A 15,660-nucleotide genomic window follows, 5' to 3' on the forward strand; every position below is an offset into this window, starting at 1 on the left:
GACACCGGATCGAGCGGCGATCGGACGAAAGCACAACACAGTTATGTGAAGGGCTCGTCCGGATCGCCGCCCCGGTGTGCCCGACGGGTCAGGCGACCCGCGTCCGGTCGCGCGTCAGGCGCAGGACGCCGGGTCGACCTGGTAGGCCGGTGCGTTCCGCTCGGCGAGCACCGGCGTGGTGGAGACCGGCGTGGCGACGCCGTCCCCGACCACGTAGGTGACGCGCTCGCCGTCGTACACCAACGGGTCGCTCGTCCACACCACCTCGCCGCGGACGACCACGAGGCGGCGCTGACCGTCGACGACCTCGCAGCCGAACCGGCTGACCGCGCTCACGCCGCCGCCTTCGGCGAGTTCGAGCGGCTTGCCGTCGGGCGTGGTGACGGCCCGCAGCCCCGCTTCCCCCAGGCCCCACACGGTGGAGATGTCGGTGTTGGCCCCGATCGACTCGGTCACCACCACCTCGTCACGGCCATCGTCGTCCAGGTCCGTGACGCGCAGCGCGCCCACGCCGAACGGGCTGTGCAACGGCATGCGGGCGGTGAACCGGACGCCGCGGACGACGGCGACCAGCTCCTGCGTGTCGGGCACGCCGTCGACCTGCCGGACCGCGACCCGGTCCACGCGGCCGTCGCCGTCGAGGTCCGCGCCCCGCGTCACGTCCCCCGAGACGGCCGCCGATCCCGCCGCCCACGCGGTCGAAGCCCCCGCGGCGACGAGCGCGGACGCGAGCACGAATGCTTTCAGCACAACGATTCCCCCTGCTTTCGGGCACCACGAAGACACCTCGTGGCACCGGATCCCCCCCGGACGCGATCGCGTCGACAACGAGAAGACGGGCGATGGTGGGGGAGGTTCCAGCATGTGCCTCAGGTCACAGCGCGGGCGTAGGTGGCGGGCGTGATGCCGTAGCAGCGGCGGAACCAGCGGGTCAGGTGGGCCTGGTCGGCGAAGCCGGTGAGCGCGGCCGTCTCCGCCGCCGAACGGCCGTCCGCGAGCAGCCGCCTGGCCGCGCGCAGTCGGCGTTGGCGCTGGTAGTCGCTGGGGGACAGGCCGTACTCGGCGCGGAACGCCCGGTAGAGCGCGAAGCGGCTCAGGCCGGTCGCGGCGGTGAGCTCCTCGGTGGTGACGTCATCGGCGTAGTGCGCTTCGATCAGGTCGCGGGCGGCGGAGGCGTTGCCCCGGGCCGGGGCCGTGGCGGGCAGCGGCATGACCTCCGAAGCCATCGCGCGCACGGCGTGCATCAGGTGCTCGTCCCGGGCGAGGTTGCCCTCCTGGAGGGCGGTGTGCAAGCGGCGCAACGCGTCGGCGAGCACCGGCGAGTGCACCACCGGGTCGCGGAACAACGGCAGGCGCGGCAGCAGTTCGGCGACCAGCGACGGTCCGATGTGGACGATCCGGTAGGTGAAGCCGTCCTCGGTCGCGGTGCGGCCGTCGTGCGCCTCGTCCGGGTTGAACGCGAGCACCATGCCCGCCGCGCTGAGGTGCGTGCCGCCGCGGCACCGGAACGCCTGCGCGCCCTGCTCGGTCACGCCGAACGAGTAGGCGTCGTGGCTGTGCCGGTGGTAGCGGTGCGAGGTGAAGTGCGCGTGCATCGCCTCGACCGGGCGATCCGCCGCACGCCAGTACCGCGTCCACTCCACGCCCTCCATTCAACCGCACCACCACCGCCATGATCGCGCTCTCACGGAAAGCTCCAGCTCACCCGGTGAGGCACGGCGGAAAACCCGGTCGCGCTCTTGACTGGTGTAGACCATTTCCGGTTGAGTGGCCCCCGTCACGTCCGATGGCCGCCTCCAACGGGAAGGAGTGATCACGTGTCGAGAATCCGCCTAGTGGCGGCGATCGCCGCCGTCGTGGTCGGGGTCGCGCTGACCGTCGTCGCGGCCAACTCGGCCTCCGCCGCGGCGTGCGCGTCCGCGTGGAGCTCGTCCGCCGTCTACACCGGCGGCATGACGGCCTCCTACAACAACAAGAACTGGCGAGCCCAGTGGTGGACCCAGAACGAGACCCCCGGCACGGCCGCGGTCTGGGCCGACCAGGGCGCGTGCGGCGGCACCACCACGCCCCCGCCGACGTCGTGCAACCACCCGAACTGGGTGCAGGGCCAGTTCTACGCCGCGGGCAGCATCGTCAAGTACACCGACGGCAAGTACTACATCGCCGAGCACGACAACCCGGGCTACGACCCGACGATCAGCACCTGGTACTGGGATCCCTACAGCTGCGGCTCGACCCCGACGACCACGACCACCGCGCCCGCGCCGGGCGGGTTCGTGGTCAGCGAGGCGCAGTTCCAGCAGATGTTCCCCAACCGCAACCCCTTCTACACCTACGCGGGCCTGACCGCGGCGCTGAGCGCCTACCCCGGTTTCGCCAAGACCGGCTCGGACACCGTGCGCAAGCAGGAAGCGGCGGCGTTCCTGGCCAACGCCAACCACGAGACCGGCGGCCTGGTCCACGTCGTCGAGCAGAACCAGGCGAACTACCCGCACTACTGCGACGCGAGCCAGCCCTACGGCTGCCCCGCCGGCCAGGCGGCCTACTACGGCCGCGGTCCCATCCAGCTCAGCTGGAACTTCAACTACAAGGCGGCGGGCGACGCGTTGGGCCTGCCGTTGCTGACCAACCCGTGGCTCGTGCAGAACGACGCGTCGGTGGCTTGGAAGACCGCCCTCTGGTACTGGAACACCCAGTCCGGCCCCGGCACGATGACCCCGCACAACGCGATGGTCAACGGCTACGGCTTCGGTGAGACGATCCGCAGCATCAACGGCTCGCTGGAGTGCGGCGGGCGCAACCCGGCGCAGGTGCAGAGCCGCGTCGACGCCTACCAGCGGTTCGTCGGCATCCTCGGCGTGCCCGCGGGCAACAACCTGTACTGCTGAGAGCCCGGGACGGGGGTCGCGCGCCGGACCCCCGTCCCGCCTCACCGCGCCGGGTGCGCGAGCACGGCCCACCCGAACGACCCCGGCGACCCGAGCAGAGCCATCTCCGACGCCCGAAATGGCACCCGGTCGGCCGGCGCCCCACCTCGACCGCCCGCACCACGTGGCCGTCCTCCGCGATGGACTCGTGCTCCTCCACGTGGACCGGTGTCGGGCAACCGCGCGCCGCAGCGCACCGATGCGGCCAATCGAGTCGCCGTGGTGCGCGTTCACAGTCGGGGGTGCGTGCGGCTGGACCAGTCGGTTCAGATCCTTGACCCGGATGACGTTCCCGATTATGGTCTAGACCACGTCGCAGTGCGTGACGGACCGTCCCCGGCCCGTCGCGCGCCGCGTGTTCCGGCCGCCGCGGAAATGGACCCTGCCTTGGGGGCCCCTCCGGGTCCCCTCCGAAGGAGCTGGACACATGAGCCTGAAACGCAAGCTCGCGGTGGCGCTGGCCGCCGTGGGTATCGCCCCGTTCTTCGTCGTGATGTCGGCGGGGACGGCGAGCGCGCACGGCTACATCTCGTCGCCGCCCAGCAGGCAAGCGATGTGCGCGCAGGGCCGGATCTCGAACTGCGGTCCCATCGTCTACGAGCCGCAGAGCGTGGAAGGGCCCAAGGGCCAGTACAACTGCCACGCGGGGCTGAGCCAGTTCGCCCAGCTCAACGACGACAGCCGGGCGTGGCCCACCACCTCGGTGGGCAACAACGTGACGTTCAACTGGACGCTCACGGCCCGGCACTCCACCACCACGTGGCAGTACTTCGTCGGCGGCACCAAGATCGCCGAGTTCAACGACGGCGGCCGCCAGCCCGCGGCCACCGTGACGCACAACGTGAGCCTCGGCGGGCGCACCGGCCGGATCAAGCTGCTGGCCGTCTGGAACATCGCCGACACGCCCATGGCGTTCTACTCGTGCGTCGACCTCCAGGTGGGCTCCGGTGGCGGCACGCCGACCACCACGACCACGCCGACCACGACCACGCAGCCGACCACCACCACGCGGCCCACGACGACCACGACCGTGCCCCCGGTGGGCGGCACGTGGGCGCCGAACACCGCGTACTCGGTCGGCTCGCAGGTGACCTACGGCGGCGTCAGCTACCGCTGCATCCAGGCCCACACGTCCCTCGTGGGCTGGGAACCGCCGAACACCGCATCCCTGTGGCAGCGGCTCTGACCCCCTGACGGGGACCGGATGTGCGGCCCGTCCGCGTCGACCCTGTGACGGTGCGGGCGGGCCGCCCGGCGAAGGAGGACGACCCTTGCGACGCCTCGCAGCCCTGGTGGCCGGCGTGCTCGTGCTGGCCGGTTGCGGCTCCACCACCGCGGCCGAGCCGCCGCCGGTGTCGACCGTGGTGGAGACCGACGAGTTCAACCAGACCGACGTGATGTTCCTCCAGATGGCCGTGCCGCACCACGAGGCCGGGCTGGAGATCGTGCGCCTGGCCAAGGACGGGCCCGTGCGCGCGGAGGTGAAGACGTTGGCCGCGGCCATCGAGGTCACCCAGCTGTCCGAAGTGGACTCCATGAGGAAGTGGCTCGCCGAGTGGGAGCAGCCCGAGTCGGCGGGCGACAACCCCCAGTTGCACGCCGGTCACGGCGGCGACCACTCGACCAGCCCGGAGGCCATCGCGGAGCTCGCCGCGACCGGGCCCGGTGAGTTCGAGAAGGCGTTCCTGAACCTGCTGATCGCTCACCAGCACAACGCGGTGGCGATGGCGAAGCTGGAGAAGGAGGGCGGGGTGAACCCGCAGACGAAGGACCTGGCGGAGCGGATCTTCAACTCCCGCACCGCGCAGATCGCGCAGATGCTCGGTTACCTGGACTAGAGGTCGAGCGCGAGGGTGCTGGTGAAGCGGCGGTGCTCGCCCGTCACCGGGTCGGTGAACTCGAGCACCTTCGCCAGCAGTTGCAACGGGTCGGTGAAGTCGTCCAGCGGCTTCTCGCGCAGGACGGGGTAGAAGTCGTCGTTGCGGATCGGCACGCCGAGCGACGCCATGTGCAGGCGCAGCTGGTGCGTGCGGCCGGTCAGCGGCACGAGCCGGTACCGGCCCCAGCCGTCGCGGTGCTCGACCAGGTCCACCAGCGTCTCGGCGTTGGGCGGTCCGGACACCTCCTGCGCCGTGATCACGCCCTTGACCTTGACGATCCGGCTGGTCACGCGGGTCGGCAGGGTCAGCGCCGGGTCGTGGGGCGCGATCGCCTCGTACTCCTTGCGCACCGCCCGGTCGGCGAACAGCGTCTGGTACTTGCCGCGCAGCGCCGGTTCGGCCACGAACATCACCAGCCCGGCGGTGACGCGGTCCAACCGGTGGGCCGGGCTCAGGTGCGGCAGGCCGAGGTCGCGGCGCAGCCGGACGAGCGCGGTCTCCACCACGTGCCTGCCGCGCGGGATCGTGGCCAGGAAGTGCGGCTTGTCGACCACGACGATCGCGTCGTCGCGGTGCACGACCCGGACCTCGAACGGCACCGCCACCTCGTCGGGCAGGTCGCGGTGGAACCACACCGAGCCGCCGGGGGTGAACGCGGCGTCCGGCGCGATGGGTCCGTCGAGGTCGTAGATCCGGCCCTCGGCGAGCATCAGGTCGATCCGCTCCGGCGCGACCCGGGGCAGCCGCTCGACCAGGTGGTCGCGGACGGTCGCCCACGGCCCGTCGTCGGGCAACCGCAGACGGGCCGGGTCGAGGCCGTGGCGCTGGTCGAGCGGCGGCCGGAGCTTGCGCCTCATCGTCACGCAGCGTACGCCGGGGCCTTCGGCGGCGAGGCCGAGGGCGCGGCGAAGCCCTTGGCGATCAGCAGCACGCCCAGGGCGATCTCGAACAGGCCGCCGGGGACGGACAGCGCCACGCCGACGGGGTGGCCGAGGACTTCGAGGACCGCGCCCGCCAGGAACACGGCGTAGCCGACCAGGCCCCACACCGCGAGGGCGCGGGGGACCAGCCGGGCCCGCAACAGCACGCGGCAGAACAGCACGCCCGCGGTCGCCACGGCCATCATCGCGACCTGGTAGCTGTAGTGGTTGCCCGCCGCCACGGGCTCGGGCAGCAGCAGGAACACGACGCCGACCGCCAGCAACGCCGCCTCGACCGCCCGGCCGGTCAGGTACGCGTGCGCGGTCAGCTCGCTGTGCGGTCGGAGCACCGGGAACGCGAGCACGCCGATCCCGACCACCGCGGCCGAGTTCAGCAGCATGAGCAGGCCGCCCGCGGCGCTGGACCCGGCCCCCACCAGGGCGTTCCCACCGCCGTAGGCGACGAACGCGACGAGCAGCAGCACCCCGATGGACCGTCCGACGGCTCTCGATGACATGGGTCTTCCCTTCGACCGCCCCGCGCCAGCCTTACTAAGTAAGGCGAACGCTACCGTACAAAGTACGAACCTGTCACCGCCGGAGGTCAGCAGTGCCGAAGGGCGCACCGCTCAGCCGGGACCGCGTGCTGCGCGCCGCCGTCGCGATCGCCGACGCGGGCGGGATCGCGGCGCTGACCATGCGGTCGCTCGCCGACGCGCTCGGGGTCAAGCCCATGTCGCTCTACCACCACGTGGCGAACAAGGACGAGATCCTCGACGGCATCGTGGACGTGGTCTTCAGCCGGATCGACCTGCCCACGCCCGGCGGCGACTGGCGGCACGAGATGGTCAAACGGGCGAACTCCGCGCGCGAGGTGCTGCGACGCCACCCGTGGGCGATCGGCCTGCTGGAGTCGAGGACCGCGCCCGGCCCGGCGACCCTGCGCCACCACGACGCGACCATCGGCACCCTGCGCCGCGCGGGCTTCTCCGTCGCCATGACCGCCCACGCCTACGCCCTGCTGGACAGCTACGTCTACGGCTTCGCCGTGCAGGAGGCCGCGCTTCCCTTCAACAGCCCCGATTCCGCCGCCGAGGTCACCGGGTCGATCCTGGCGCACCTGTCGCCGGCCGACTACCCGCACCTCGTGGAGATGGCGACCGAGCACGTCCTGCGACCGGGCAACGACTTCGCCGACGAGTTCGGCTTCGGGCTGGACGTGATCCTCGACGCCCTGGCCGGGTGGATCGCCGACGACGTCAGTCCAGGCTCGTGAACTCCACCTGGTAGCCCAGCGCGCCGAACATGCCGGTCAGCATCTTGCGCGTGTTGTCGTCGGCCCGCTGCACCAGCCCGGACTCCCGTGCCGCGTCCGCGATCTTCTGCTCCGCCGCCACGTAGAACGGCTGCTGGTCCTGCGTCTGCACCAGCGACGCCAACCGGTCGAGCAGCCCGCGCTCCTGCGCGAACACGTAACACCGCTCCTGGTCCAGGTTCGGCTTGTCCAGCACCGCCCGCGGCAGCGCCACCCGCACCTTGCGCGCCTCGCCGGAGGCGGTGGTCGGCGCCACCTGCACCGCGTCCTCGGCCAACCCGCCGAAGTCCACGTAGGCGTTGACCGTCCCGGCCGCCACGAACAACGTCCGCTGCCCGGCCAGCGCCGCCGGCACGTACCGGACGTCGCGCTCGATGTCGAGCACCACCTGGAACTCGCCCGCCGAGGCGTGGTACTGGCTCAGGTCGCGCAACGACTGCAGCAGCGCGGGCTGGCTGCGGTCGATCGTGTCGGTGCCACCCGGGAACCGGGGCACCACCACCACCGCCGCGACCAGCACCCCGACCGCCACCAGCACCGCCGCCGCCACACCGATGCGCCACTTCATGGCGGCGGGATACCCGCGAACCGCTACCAGGCAACCCGCTCGCCGTCTCGGAAGAACCCGCCGGTCGGCCCGTCGTCGGGCAGCGTCGCCGCCCACACCACGCTCGCCGCGCCCTGCTCCACCGGCCGCCCGCCCGCGCCGCCCATGTCCGTGGCCACCCAGCCCGGGCACACCGCGTTGACCTTCATCGCGGGCAGTTCGGCGGCCAACTTCAAGGTCAGCGCGTTGAGCGCCGCTTTCGACGTGCCGTAAGCCGGCGTGCCGCCGCCCATCGACGCCAGCGACCCGGCCTCGCTCGACACGTTGACCACCCGCGCGCCGCGGGACGCGCGCAGCAGCGGCAGCAGCGCCAGCACCGTGCGCCACGGCCCGTAGAAGTTCGTCTCCATGGCCTCGCGCACCACCCCCAGATCGGCCGACGACGCCCGCTGCCAGGTGTCGTAGTGGATGGCCGCGTTGTTCACCAGCACGTCGACCCGACCGTGCCGCCGGGTCAGGTGCGCGGCCAGCGCCGCCACCGACGCGTCGTCGGTCACGTCCAGCGCGTGGTGCTCGACACCCAGCCACCCGGCGGCCTGCTCCGCCTTGCGGGCGTCCCGCGCGGTCAGCACCACGACGTGACCGAGCAGCGCGAGCTGACGGCACACGTCCAGCCCGATGCCCCTGTTCCCGCCCGTCACGACCGCCACCGGCGCGTCCGACATGCCGTTCCTCCCCGCCGAGTACCCCGCACATTCTCCCTGGTTGGCCGTCGCCGCGGCCGATGAGGTTCGATGGCGGTGCAGGAGTCGGGTGAACGAGGAGAGACCGCCGTGTACGAGACGCTGAAGAAGATCCTCGTCGACACGTTGAAGGTCGCGCCGGAGCAGATCACCCCGGACGCGACCAAGGACGACCTCGACCTGGACTCGCTCGCGTTCGTGGAGCTGTCGATGGTGCTCGGCAAGGAGCACGACCTGCACATCAGCGACGACGAGCTGTTCGACATGGAGACCGTCGGCGACATCGTGGCGCTGATGGAGGAGCGCGCCGGGACCGACAGGTGAGCGGGCTCGACATCGCGGTCACCGGGCTCGGGCTGGTCACGCCGGGCGGCGTCGGCGTGGAGGCGGGCTGGTCGGCGGTCCTCGCGGGCCGGTCGACCGCCGCGCACGACCCGGTGCTCGCGGGCCACGAGGTCACGATCTCGTGCCGCGTGCCGGGGTTCGACGCGGACGCGCTGCTGGGCGCGCGGCGGGCCGTGCGGCTCGACCGGTTCGCCCGGTTGGCGCTGGTCGCGGCACGGGAGGCGGTCGCCGACGAGGACGTCACGGCGTGGGACCCGGCCCGGGTCGGCGTGGTGATCGGCACGTCGGCGGGCGGCGGCGAGACGGTCGAGAGGCAGCACGGCGTGCTGCTGGCCGACGGGCCCGCCGCGGTGTCGCCGCTGTTGCTGCCGATGCACCTGCCGAACATGGTCGCCGGGCAGGTCGCGATGGAGTTCGGCTTCCGCGGCCCGAACCTGGTGGTGTCGACCGCGTGCGCGTCCGGCGCCACCGCGATCGGCGTCGCGTGCGACCTGCTCGCCGCGCGCCGCTGCGACGTGGTGCTGGCCGGCGGGGTCGACGCGCTGCTCAACCCGTTGACCATGGCCGGTTTCGCGCGGATGGGCGCGCTGTCGCGGCGCGCCGACCCGGCCACCGCGTCACGGCCGTTCGACGCCGACCGGGACGGGTTCGTCGCGGGCGAGGGCGCGGCGGTGCTGGTGCTGCGGCGCGCGGAGGACGCGCGGGCCGCCGGGCGGCGGGTCCGGGCGCGGGTCGTGGGGTACGGCGCGACCGCCGACGCCCACCACATCACCAACCCCGACCCCGAGGGGCGGGGCGTGGTCGCGGCGGTCGAGGCGGCGTTGGCGGACGCGGGCGCGTCGCCCGCCGACGTCGGGCACGTCAACGCGCACGGCACCTCCACCCAGCTCAACGACCTGGTGGAGGGGCGGGTGCTGGCGCGGCTGCTGCCGGCACGGCCGCTGGTCACCTCGACCAAGGGCGTGACGGGGCACCTCCTGGGCGCGGCCGGCGCGGCGGAGGCCGTGTTCACGGTGCTCTCGGTCGAGCGGGGCGTCGTGCCGCCCACGGCCAACCTGGAGACCCTCGACCCCCGGCTGGACCTCGACGTGGCGACGGGTGCGGTGCCGCGGGAGATCGACCTGGCGTTGAGCAACTCGTTCGGCTTCGGCGGTCAGAACGCGGTGCTGGCCATCGCGAAGGCGTGAGGGGAGCGGCATGTCGGTGATCCTGGGGGTGGGTGCGAGCCTGCCGCCGCGCCTGGTCACCAACGACGACCTGGCCACCCGGCTCGACACGTCCGACGAGTGGATCCGGTCGCGCACCGGCATCCGCGCGCGCCGGTGGGTCGAACCGGGCACGACCACGTCGGACCTGGCCGTGGACGCGGGCGCGCGGGCGTTGCGCTCGGCCGGCCGGTCCACTGTGGACGCGGTGGTCGTGGCCACCACGACGCCGGACCGGTCGTGCCCGGCGATCGCGCCCGCCGTGGCCGCCCGGCTGGGCCTGGTCGGCGTGCCCGCGCACGACGTGGCCGCCGTGTGCACCGGTTTCCTGTACGGCCTGGCCAACGCCGTGGGCCTGATCGCGAGCGGTGCGGCGCGGACCGTGCTGCTGATCGCGGCCGAAACGTTCTCCACCATCCTCGACCCCGACGACCGCGGCACGGCGGTGATCTTCGGCGACGGCGCGGGCGCGGTGGTCGTGGGCGAGGGCGGGCCCGGCATCGGCCCGTGCGTGCTGGGCAGCGACGGCACGGGCGCGGACCTCATCCAGGTGCCGGCGGGTGGGCGCCACTTCCGGATGAGCGGCAAGGAGGTGTTCCGCGCGGCGGTCGAACGGATGTCGGAAGTCGCGCTGGACGCGCTGGCCCGCGCCGGCCTCGGCCCGGCCGACGTCGACCGCCTCGCGCCGCACCAGGCCAACCAGCGCATCTGCGACGCCGTCGCGCGCAACCTCGGCGTGGCCGGGTCGAAGGTGCTGACCGATCTCGACGCGGTCGGCAACACGGCCGCCGCCTCGATCCCCGTGCTGCTCGCGGACGCCGCCGCGCACGGCGCGCTCAAGGCGGGCGACCGGGTGCTGGCGGTGGCCTTCGGCGGCGGCCTGACCTGGGGCGCGGTCACGTTGACGTGGCCGGACGTGGTGGCGGACTTCGGCGTGCTGGGGCAGGACCGGTGACCGGCTTCCTCACCTCGCCCGTGCAGGTCGTGGCACGAGCCGGCCGCACGACGGTCGCGCGCATGGTCGTCGCGGCGGACGACCCGGTGTTCGCGGGCCACTTCCCGGGCTTGCCGGTCCTCCCCGGCGTGGCCGTGGTCGAGTTCGCGCACCGCGCCGCGACCGCCTCGGGCGTCCGGCGGCTGGCCGCGGTCGAGTCCACCCGCTTCGTGCGGCCCGCGTTCCCCGGCGTCACCCTCACCGCGCACCTGACGTGGGACGACGACGGACTGCGGTGCGCCGCGGTGGTGAGCGACGACGACGGCGTGGTCGCCCGGGTGAAGCTGAGGTACGAACCGTGACGGCCGACCTGCTCCGGCGGCTGCCGCACCGGTTCCCCGTGCTGCTGGTGGACCGGGTGGTGGACGTGGTGCCGGGTGAGTCGTTGACCGCGCTCAAGGCGGTCAGCGCCAACGAACCGTGGTGCGTCGACTTCGGCGACCTGCCGTCCACGTTGTTGCTGGAGTCGTGGTGCCAGGCGGCGGTGCTGCTGTCGTCGTGGGACGAACCGGACCGCGACCGGGTGGTCCTGCTCGGCGCGATGGCGGACGTGGAGTTCCACCGGCCCGTGACGCCGGGGTGCGTGGTGCGGCACTCGGTGCGGATCGTCGACGCCCGCGGCGGCACGGTCGCGTTCACCGGTCGGTCGCGGGTCGACGGGCAGGACGTGATGACGGTCGGCCGGGTGGTCACGACCGCGCGGCCCGCCGCCGACCTCCGGCCCCGCGGCGCGGACTCGTAGGGTGGTGGGGATGCGGTTCCTGTACGGGGGTTTCGGGGCGGACGCGGTGCCGTACGAGCAGGCGTACGCCGAACAACGGCGGCTGCACGCGATGCGCGTGGCCGACGAGATCACCGACGTGTGCGTGCTCCAAGAGCACCTGCCCGTGTACACGGCGGGCAAGCGCACCAAGGCCACGGCGTTCCCGCCCGAGGACGTCCCGGTGCTGACCGTGGACCGCGGCGGCGAGATCACCTGGCACGGTCCCGGTCAGCTCGTCGGCTACCCGGTGGTCAAGCTGCCCGTGCCGCTGGACTCCGTCGGCCACGTCCGCCGGATCGAGGAGGCGTTGATCGCGACGTGCGCCGAGTTCGGCGTCCCGACGGGCAGGCTCGCCGGGCGCAGCGGCGTGTGGGTGCTCGGCGACCAGCCGCCCGCGCCGGACGTGCCGCCGTCGGCCGCCCGCGCGCACGGGCAGCACCGCAAGATCGCCGCGATCGGCGTGCGCATCGAGCGGTGCACGAGCCTGCACGGGTTCGGCTTGAACTGCGACCCGGACCTGACCGCGTTCGACGCGATCGTGCCGTGCGGCATCGAGGACGCGGGCGTCACGTCGCTGGCCGCCGAACTGGGCCGCCCGGTCTCGCCGGCCGAGGTGGTCCCGGTGGTCGAACGCCACCTGACGCGGGTGTTCACGACCGACCACCGCTGACCACCGACCGCCCGGTTCGCCCACCGCGGCGGCGTCACGTCATGGCGGTCACGAGGCCCGGCCCGGCAGGAAGCGGGCCACCGTGCGGGCGATGCCGGCGGCGTCCAGGTCGTGCATGCGCAGGATGTCGGCCCGCGAGCCGTGCGGCAGGAACTCGTTCGGCAGGCCGAGGACCAGCGTCCGCCGGCTCACGCCGGCCTCGCGCAGCGCCGCGGCCACCGCCTCGCCGATCCCGCCGCCGCGCACGCCGTCCTCCACGCACACCACCACGCGGTGCTCGGCGGCCAGCGCCACCACGGCCGGGTCGACCGGCGACACCCAGCGCGGGTCGCACACGGTCACCCCGACGCCCTCGCCCGCGAGCGCCACGGCGGCGGCCACCCCGTCGGACGCGAGCCCGCCGACGGTCACCAGCAGCACGTCCCGCCGCGACGACCGGTGCAGCACGTCCACCCGGCCGAGGCGGTCCACCGCGGGCACGTCCGCGCCGACCGGGCCCTTCGGGAAGCGGACCGCGGTCGGCCCGTCGTCGGCGACCGCCTCGTCCAGCAGCTCGCGCAGCCGCGTGCCGTCCCGGGGCGCGGCTACCCGCAGCCCCGGCACGACGCGCAGCAGCGCCAGGTCCCACGCGCCGTGGTGGCTCGGCCCGTCCTCACCGGTCACACCGGCCCGGTCGAGCACGAACGTCACCGGCAGCCGGTGCAGCGCCACGTCCATCAGCACCTGGTCCGCCGCCCGGGTCAGGAACGTCGAGTACACCGCCACCACCGGCCGCAGCCCGCCCATGGCCAGGCCCGCCGCGCACGTCACGGTGTGCTGCTCGGCGATGCCGGTGTCGAACACCCGGTCGGGGAACGCCTCGGCGAACGCGGTCAACCCGGTCGGGTGCAACATCGCCGCGGTCAGGCACACCAGGTCCGGGTGCCGGTCGGCGAGCACCAGCAGGTGCTGCCCGAACACCGACGTCCACCCCGGACCCCGGGACGCCGCCGGCGCGGACACGCTGTGCAGGCGGTCCACCGGATCGTTCTCCGCCGGAGGGTGACCCTTGCCCTTCGTCGTCACGCAGTGCACGACCACCGGCCGGCGCAACGCCTTCGCGGCGGTCAACGCCTCCTCCACCCGGACGACGTCGTGCCCGTCCACCGGGCCCAGGTAGTGCAGCCCGAAATCGGCGAACACACCACCGCCGCGGCCTTCGCGCAGGGCGGCGAGGTGCCTGCCCACCGCACCCGCGGTGGGCGCGTACGAGCGGCCGTTGTCGTTGAGGAGCACCACGACCGGGTGATCGACCCCGCCGAGGTTGTTCAACGCCTCCCACGCCATGCCGCCGGTGAGCGCGCCGTCGCCCACGACCGCCACCACGTGCCGGTCGTGCTCGCCGCGCAGCCGCGCCGCCCGCGCCAGGCCGTCCGCGTAGGACAGCGCCGTGGACGCGTGCGAGTTCTCCACCAGGTCGTGCGGCGACTCCGCGCGGCTGGGGTAGCCCGACAGGCCACCCTCGCGGCGCAGGTCGGCGAACCCGTCGGCGCGGCCGGTGAGCATCTTGTGCACGTAGGACTGGTGGCCGGTGTCGAACACGACCCGGTCGTGCGGTGACCGGAACACCCGGTGCACGGCCAGCGTCAGCTCCACCACCCCGAGGTTCGGGCCCAGGTGACCACCGGTCCGGGTGACCGCCTCCACCAGCCGCGCCCGCAGCCGCCGCGCCAGCCCGTCCAGCTCGTCGCGCGACAGGCCCGCCAGGTCGGCCGGCCCGGTGATCGCGGGAGCCGGCGCCCGGACGGCCCTGGGTAGGGTGGTGGTGTCGGTCATCGGGCCACTCCCTGCGGTGCGCAAGCCCCTGCGGCGACGGGCGATGAGGCGAACGTGCCGCACCTGACCGGTCGGTACAAGCGCGGCGACGGGTTTCACGCGAACGAGAGCCCGCGCGCCACACGGACGGGTGCGTGTTGTTTCCGCCGACCGGGACCGTGCTCCTCAGCGTTGCCGGGTTCGCGTTCCACCCCGTCCGGAAGGGCCCCACTTCCCCGAACGGGGTCGTCGGCCGCCGGTGGAGCCGCACCGGTGTTAGCTTCGGACGGCCGGGAGGCGACCACGCCCGACCGCCGCACCGGCACCGTGCGCACCCACCGCGTCCCCCTCGTCCTCGCCGGAACCGGTCCTGCTCGTGCCCGTGGAGGTTCCATGACAGTCATCGACGCCGTGCGCGGCGACCTCGCCGAGGTCCGCGCGGAGGTGGACGCGACGCTCGACCGATTCCTGGTGGAGAAGGCGCGCACCGCGCCGGACCCGTGCCTGCCGCCGTTGGTGGGCGTGCTGCGGGAGTTCGTGGCCGGAGGCAAGCGGTTGAGGCCCTTGTTCTGCCACTGCGGTTTCGTCGCCGGCGGCGGGTCGCCCCACCACCGCGCGGCGGTGTGGACCGGTGCCGCGCTGGAGATGTTCCACACCTTCGCGCTGGTGCACGACGACATCATGGACCGCGCCGAGCTGCGCCGCGGTCGACCGACGCTGCACCGGGCGCTCGCGGAGAGGTTCGCGGATGAGCACGGGCCCGCGGGTGGGCGGCACGAGCCGTCGGGCGGCCGCGGCGACGGGTCCGCCACCGAGCGGTTCGGGGTGAACCTGGCCATCCTGGCGGGCGACCTGTGCTTCACGTGGACCGACGAGATGCTCGACCGGGCCGACGTGGACCGACGGCGGTGGCGCGAGGTGCGGTCGCTGTTGCACGCGATGCGCACCGAGCTGATCGCCGGGAAGTTCCTGGACCTGCGCGGCACCCCGCGGGCCGCGGCCGACCCGGTGCGGTCGGCGTGGCGGACGACCCGGCTCAAGACCTCCCGGTACACGGTGGAGCTGCCGTTGCGCATCGGCGCGGCGCTCGTCGGTGGCGACCCGGCGCTGATGCGGGTGTGCGGTGCCTACGGGCGGCCGGTCGGCGAGGCGTTCCAGCTGCGCAAGGACTTGCTCGGCGTGTTCGGCGACCCCGGTGCGACCGGCCGGCCCGGCCTGGCCGACCTGCGCCGGGGCAAGCCCAGCGTGCTGATGGCGTTGGCGTGGCAACAGGCCACGCCAGAACAGCGCGACCAGCTCTCCTCCCGGTACGGCGACCCGGAGCTGGACGAGGACGGCGCGGCCCGACTGCGGGACGTGGTGGTCGCGACCGGGGCCGTCGCACGGGTGGAGCGGTTGATCACCACCCGCGTCGACCGGGCGCTGGGCGCGCTGCGCTCCTCGTCGATGAACCCGGCGGCCAAGGACCCGCTGGCGGAGCTGGCCGCCCACCCGACCCGGCGCACGCCGTGAGCACCGCTGCCGGTGGTCGGACGTCACCGCCCTGATCGCGGTCGA

At 73.5% G+C, this 15,660-nt stretch carries 18 protein-coding genes; 11 read left to right on the forward strand and 7 right to left on the reverse strand.

The genetic code is table 11. From position 1 onward, the window contains the following. Nucleotides 1-114: 114 nt before the first annotated feature. Nucleotides 115-750, reverse strand: coding sequence for a hypothetical protein (locus LZG04_RS07745; RefSeq protein ID WP_233814691.1), 636 nt, complete (start codon nucleotides 748-750; stop codon nucleotides 115-117). A 119-nt stretch (nucleotides 751-869) separates the two neighbouring features. Next, complete coding sequence (locus LZG04_RS07750; protein ID WP_233814693.1) at nucleotides 870-1,652, reverse strand: AraC family transcriptional regulator; 783 nt, start codon at nucleotides 1,650-1,652, stop codon at nucleotides 870-872. A 165-nt stretch (nucleotides 1,653-1,817) separates the two neighbouring features. Between LZG04_RS07750 and LZG04_RS07755 the strand changes: the two genes are divergently transcribed. The 3 genes from LZG04_RS07755 to LZG04_RS07765 all read left to right on the forward strand — a co-directional run bounded on the left by LZG04_RS07755 (nucleotide 1,818) and on the right by LZG04_RS07765 (nucleotide 4,765). Further along, on the forward strand, nucleotides 1,818-2,888 hold the full coding sequence (locus LZG04_RS07755; RefSeq protein ID WP_233814695.1) for a glycoside hydrolase family 19 protein: 1,071 nt from the start codon (nucleotides 1,818-1,820) through the stop codon (nucleotides 2,886-2,888). A gap of 466 nt (nucleotides 2,889-3,354) precedes the next feature. Continuing rightward, entirely contained in the window at nucleotides 3,355-4,113 is a 759-nt protein-coding gene (locus tag LZG04_RS07760) for a lytic polysaccharide monooxygenase (protein WP_233814698.1), read from the forward strand. 85 nt (nucleotides 4,114-4,198) lie between these two features. After that, nucleotides 4,199-4,765, forward strand: coding sequence for a DUF305 domain-containing protein (locus tag LZG04_RS07765; RefSeq protein WP_233814700.1), 567 nt, complete (start codon nucleotides 4,199-4,201; stop codon nucleotides 4,763-4,765). On the opposite strand, the gene LZG04_RS07770 is transcribed toward LZG04_RS07765, so the two are convergent. Next, nucleotides 4,762-5,664, reverse strand: a complete 903-nt coding sequence (locus tag LZG04_RS07770; protein WP_233814702.1) for a pseudouridine synthase — start codon at nucleotides 5,662-5,664, stop codon at nucleotides 4,762-4,764. The two genes, LZG04_RS07765 and LZG04_RS07770, sit on opposite strands and share 4 nt — an antisense overlap. Nucleotides 5,665-5,666: 2 nt before the next feature. Next, a complete protein-coding gene (locus LZG04_RS07775) occupies nucleotides 5,667-6,245 on the reverse strand; it encodes a DUF4386 domain-containing protein (protein ID WP_233814704.1) in 579 nt (192 codons plus the stop codon). Nucleotides 6,246-6,337: 92 nt separating this feature from the next. Here LZG04_RS07775 and LZG04_RS07780 point away from each other — a divergent pair, with 92 nt between their 5' ends. After that, a complete protein-coding gene (locus tag LZG04_RS07780; RefSeq protein ID WP_233814706.1) occupies nucleotides 6,338-7,003 on the forward strand; it encodes a TetR/AcrR family transcriptional regulator in 666 nt (221 codons plus the stop codon). Here the strand turns inward: LZG04_RS07780 and LZG04_RS07785 are convergent. Both LZG04_RS07785 and LZG04_RS07790 read right to left on the reverse strand, forming a co-directional pair. After that, nucleotides 6,987-7,610 (reverse strand): DUF4230 domain-containing protein, encoded by a 624-nt coding sequence (locus LZG04_RS07785; protein ID WP_233814708.1) that lies wholly within the window; start codon nucleotides 7,608-7,610, stop codon nucleotides 6,987-6,989. The genes LZG04_RS07780 and LZG04_RS07785 overlap by 17 nt on opposite strands. 23 nt (nucleotides 7,611-7,633) lie before the next feature. Then, nucleotides 7,634-8,314 (reverse strand): SDR family oxidoreductase, encoded by a 681-nt coding sequence (locus LZG04_RS07790; RefSeq protein ID WP_233814710.1) that lies wholly within the window; start codon nucleotides 8,312-8,314, stop codon nucleotides 7,634-7,636. A 69-nt stretch (nucleotides 8,315-8,383) separates the two neighbouring features. On the opposite strand from LZG04_RS07790, the gene LZG04_RS07795 reads away from it, so the two are divergent. From LZG04_RS07795 to lipB, 6 genes are read left to right on the forward strand one after another with little or no spacing between them, the layout of a single operon-like run. Continuing rightward, nucleotides 8,384-8,656, forward strand: coding sequence for an acyl carrier protein (locus LZG04_RS07795; RefSeq protein ID WP_233814712.1), 273 nt, complete (start codon nucleotides 8,384-8,386; stop codon nucleotides 8,654-8,656). After that, nucleotides 8,653-9,864, forward strand: coding sequence for a beta-ketoacyl synthase (locus tag LZG04_RS07800; RefSeq protein WP_233814714.1), 1,212 nt, complete (start codon nucleotides 8,653-8,655; stop codon nucleotides 9,862-9,864). The genes LZG04_RS07795 and LZG04_RS07800 overlap by 4 nt, the downstream gene beginning before the upstream one ends. A 10-nt stretch (nucleotides 9,865-9,874) precedes the next feature. After that, complete coding sequence (locus LZG04_RS07805; RefSeq protein ID WP_233814716.1) at nucleotides 9,875-10,837, forward strand: beta-ketoacyl-ACP synthase III; 963 nt, start codon at nucleotides 9,875-9,877, stop codon at nucleotides 10,835-10,837. Further along, entirely contained in the window at nucleotides 10,834-11,178 is a 345-nt protein-coding gene (locus LZG04_RS07810; protein WP_233814718.1) for a 3-hydroxyacyl-ACP dehydratase FabZ family protein, read from the forward strand. Before LZG04_RS07805 ends, LZG04_RS07810 begins: the two co-directional genes overlap by 4 nt. Beyond that, entirely contained in the window at nucleotides 11,175-11,618 is a 444-nt protein-coding gene (locus tag LZG04_RS07815) for a 3-hydroxyacyl-ACP dehydratase FabZ family protein (protein ID WP_233814720.1), read from the forward strand. The genes LZG04_RS07810 and LZG04_RS07815 overlap by 4 nt, the downstream gene beginning before the upstream one ends. A 10-nt stretch (nucleotides 11,619-11,628) precedes the next feature. After that, nucleotides 11,629-12,309, forward strand: a complete 681-nt coding sequence (lipB, locus tag LZG04_RS07820; protein WP_233814722.1) for a lipoyl(octanoyl) transferase LipB — start codon at nucleotides 11,629-11,631, stop codon at nucleotides 12,307-12,309. 48 nt (nucleotides 12,310-12,357) lie between these two features. On the opposite strand, the gene LZG04_RS07825 is transcribed toward lipB, so the two are convergent. Beyond that, the gene (locus tag LZG04_RS07825) at nucleotides 12,358-14,124 is read right to left on the reverse strand and encodes a 1-deoxy-D-xylulose-5-phosphate synthase (protein ID WP_233814724.1); all 1,767 of its coding nucleotides are present in this window, start codon (nucleotides 14,122-14,124) and stop codon (nucleotides 12,358-12,360) included. 372 nt (nucleotides 14,125-14,496) lie between these two features. Between LZG04_RS07825 and LZG04_RS07830 the strand changes: the two genes are divergently transcribed. Further along, entirely contained in the window at nucleotides 14,497-15,615 is a 1,119-nt protein-coding gene (locus tag LZG04_RS07830) for a polyprenyl synthetase family protein (protein ID WP_233814726.1), read from the forward strand. The last annotated feature ends 45 nt before the right edge of the window (nucleotides 15,616-15,660 follow it).

The organism is Saccharothrix sp. S26 (genome assembly GCF_021390395.1).
GTDB lineage: Bacteria > Actinomycetota > Actinomycetes > Mycobacteriales > Pseudonocardiaceae > Actinosynnema.

What these genes read in the sequence shown, in the direction of transcription:
- LZG04_RS07805 (WP_233814716.1), top strand. Translation starts at nt 9,875, where the DNA reads ATGTCGGTGATCCTGGGGGTGGGTGCGAGCCTGCCGCCGCGCCTGGTC.
- LZG04_RS07830 (WP_233814726.1), top strand. Translation starts at nt 14,497, where the DNA reads ATGACAGTCATCGACGCCGTGCGCGGCGACCTCGCCGAGGTCCGCGCG.
- LZG04_RS07790 (WP_233814710.1), bottom strand. Translation starts at nt 8,314, where the DNA reads ATGTCGGACGCGCCGGTGGCGGTCGTGACGGGCGGGAACAGGGGCATC.
- LZG04_RS07775 (WP_233814704.1), bottom strand. Translation starts at nt 6,245, where the DNA reads ATGTCATCGAGAGCCGTCGGACGGTCCATCGGGGTGCTGCTGCTCGTC.
- LZG04_RS07785 (WP_233814708.1), bottom strand. Translation starts at nt 7,610, where the DNA reads ATGAAGTGGCGCATCGGTGTGGCGGCGGCGGTGCTGGTGGCGGTCGGG.
- LZG04_RS07760 (WP_233814698.1), top strand. Translation starts at nt 3,355, where the DNA reads ATGAGCCTGAAACGCAAGCTCGCGGTGGCGCTGGCCGCCGTGGGTATC.
- LZG04_RS07750 (WP_233814693.1), bottom strand. Translation starts at nt 1,652, where the DNA reads ATGGAGGGCGTGGAGTGGACGCGGTACTGGCGTGCGGCGGATCGCCCG.
- LZG04_RS07795 (WP_233814712.1), top strand. Translation starts at nt 8,384, where the DNA reads ATGGCGGTGCAGGAGTCGGGTGAACGAGGAGAGACCGCCGTGTACGAG.
- LZG04_RS07770 (WP_233814702.1), bottom strand. Translation starts at nt 5,664, where the DNA reads ATGAGGCGCAAGCTCCGGCCGCCGCTCGACCAGCGCCACGGCCTCGAC.
- lipB (WP_233814722.1), top strand. Translation starts at nt 11,629, where the DNA reads ATGCGGTTCCTGTACGGGGGTTTCGGGGCGGACGCGGTGCCGTACGAG.
- LZG04_RS07825 (WP_233814724.1), bottom strand. Translation starts at nt 14,124, where the DNA reads ATGACCGACACCACCACCCTACCCAGGGCCGTCCGGGCGCCGGCTCCC.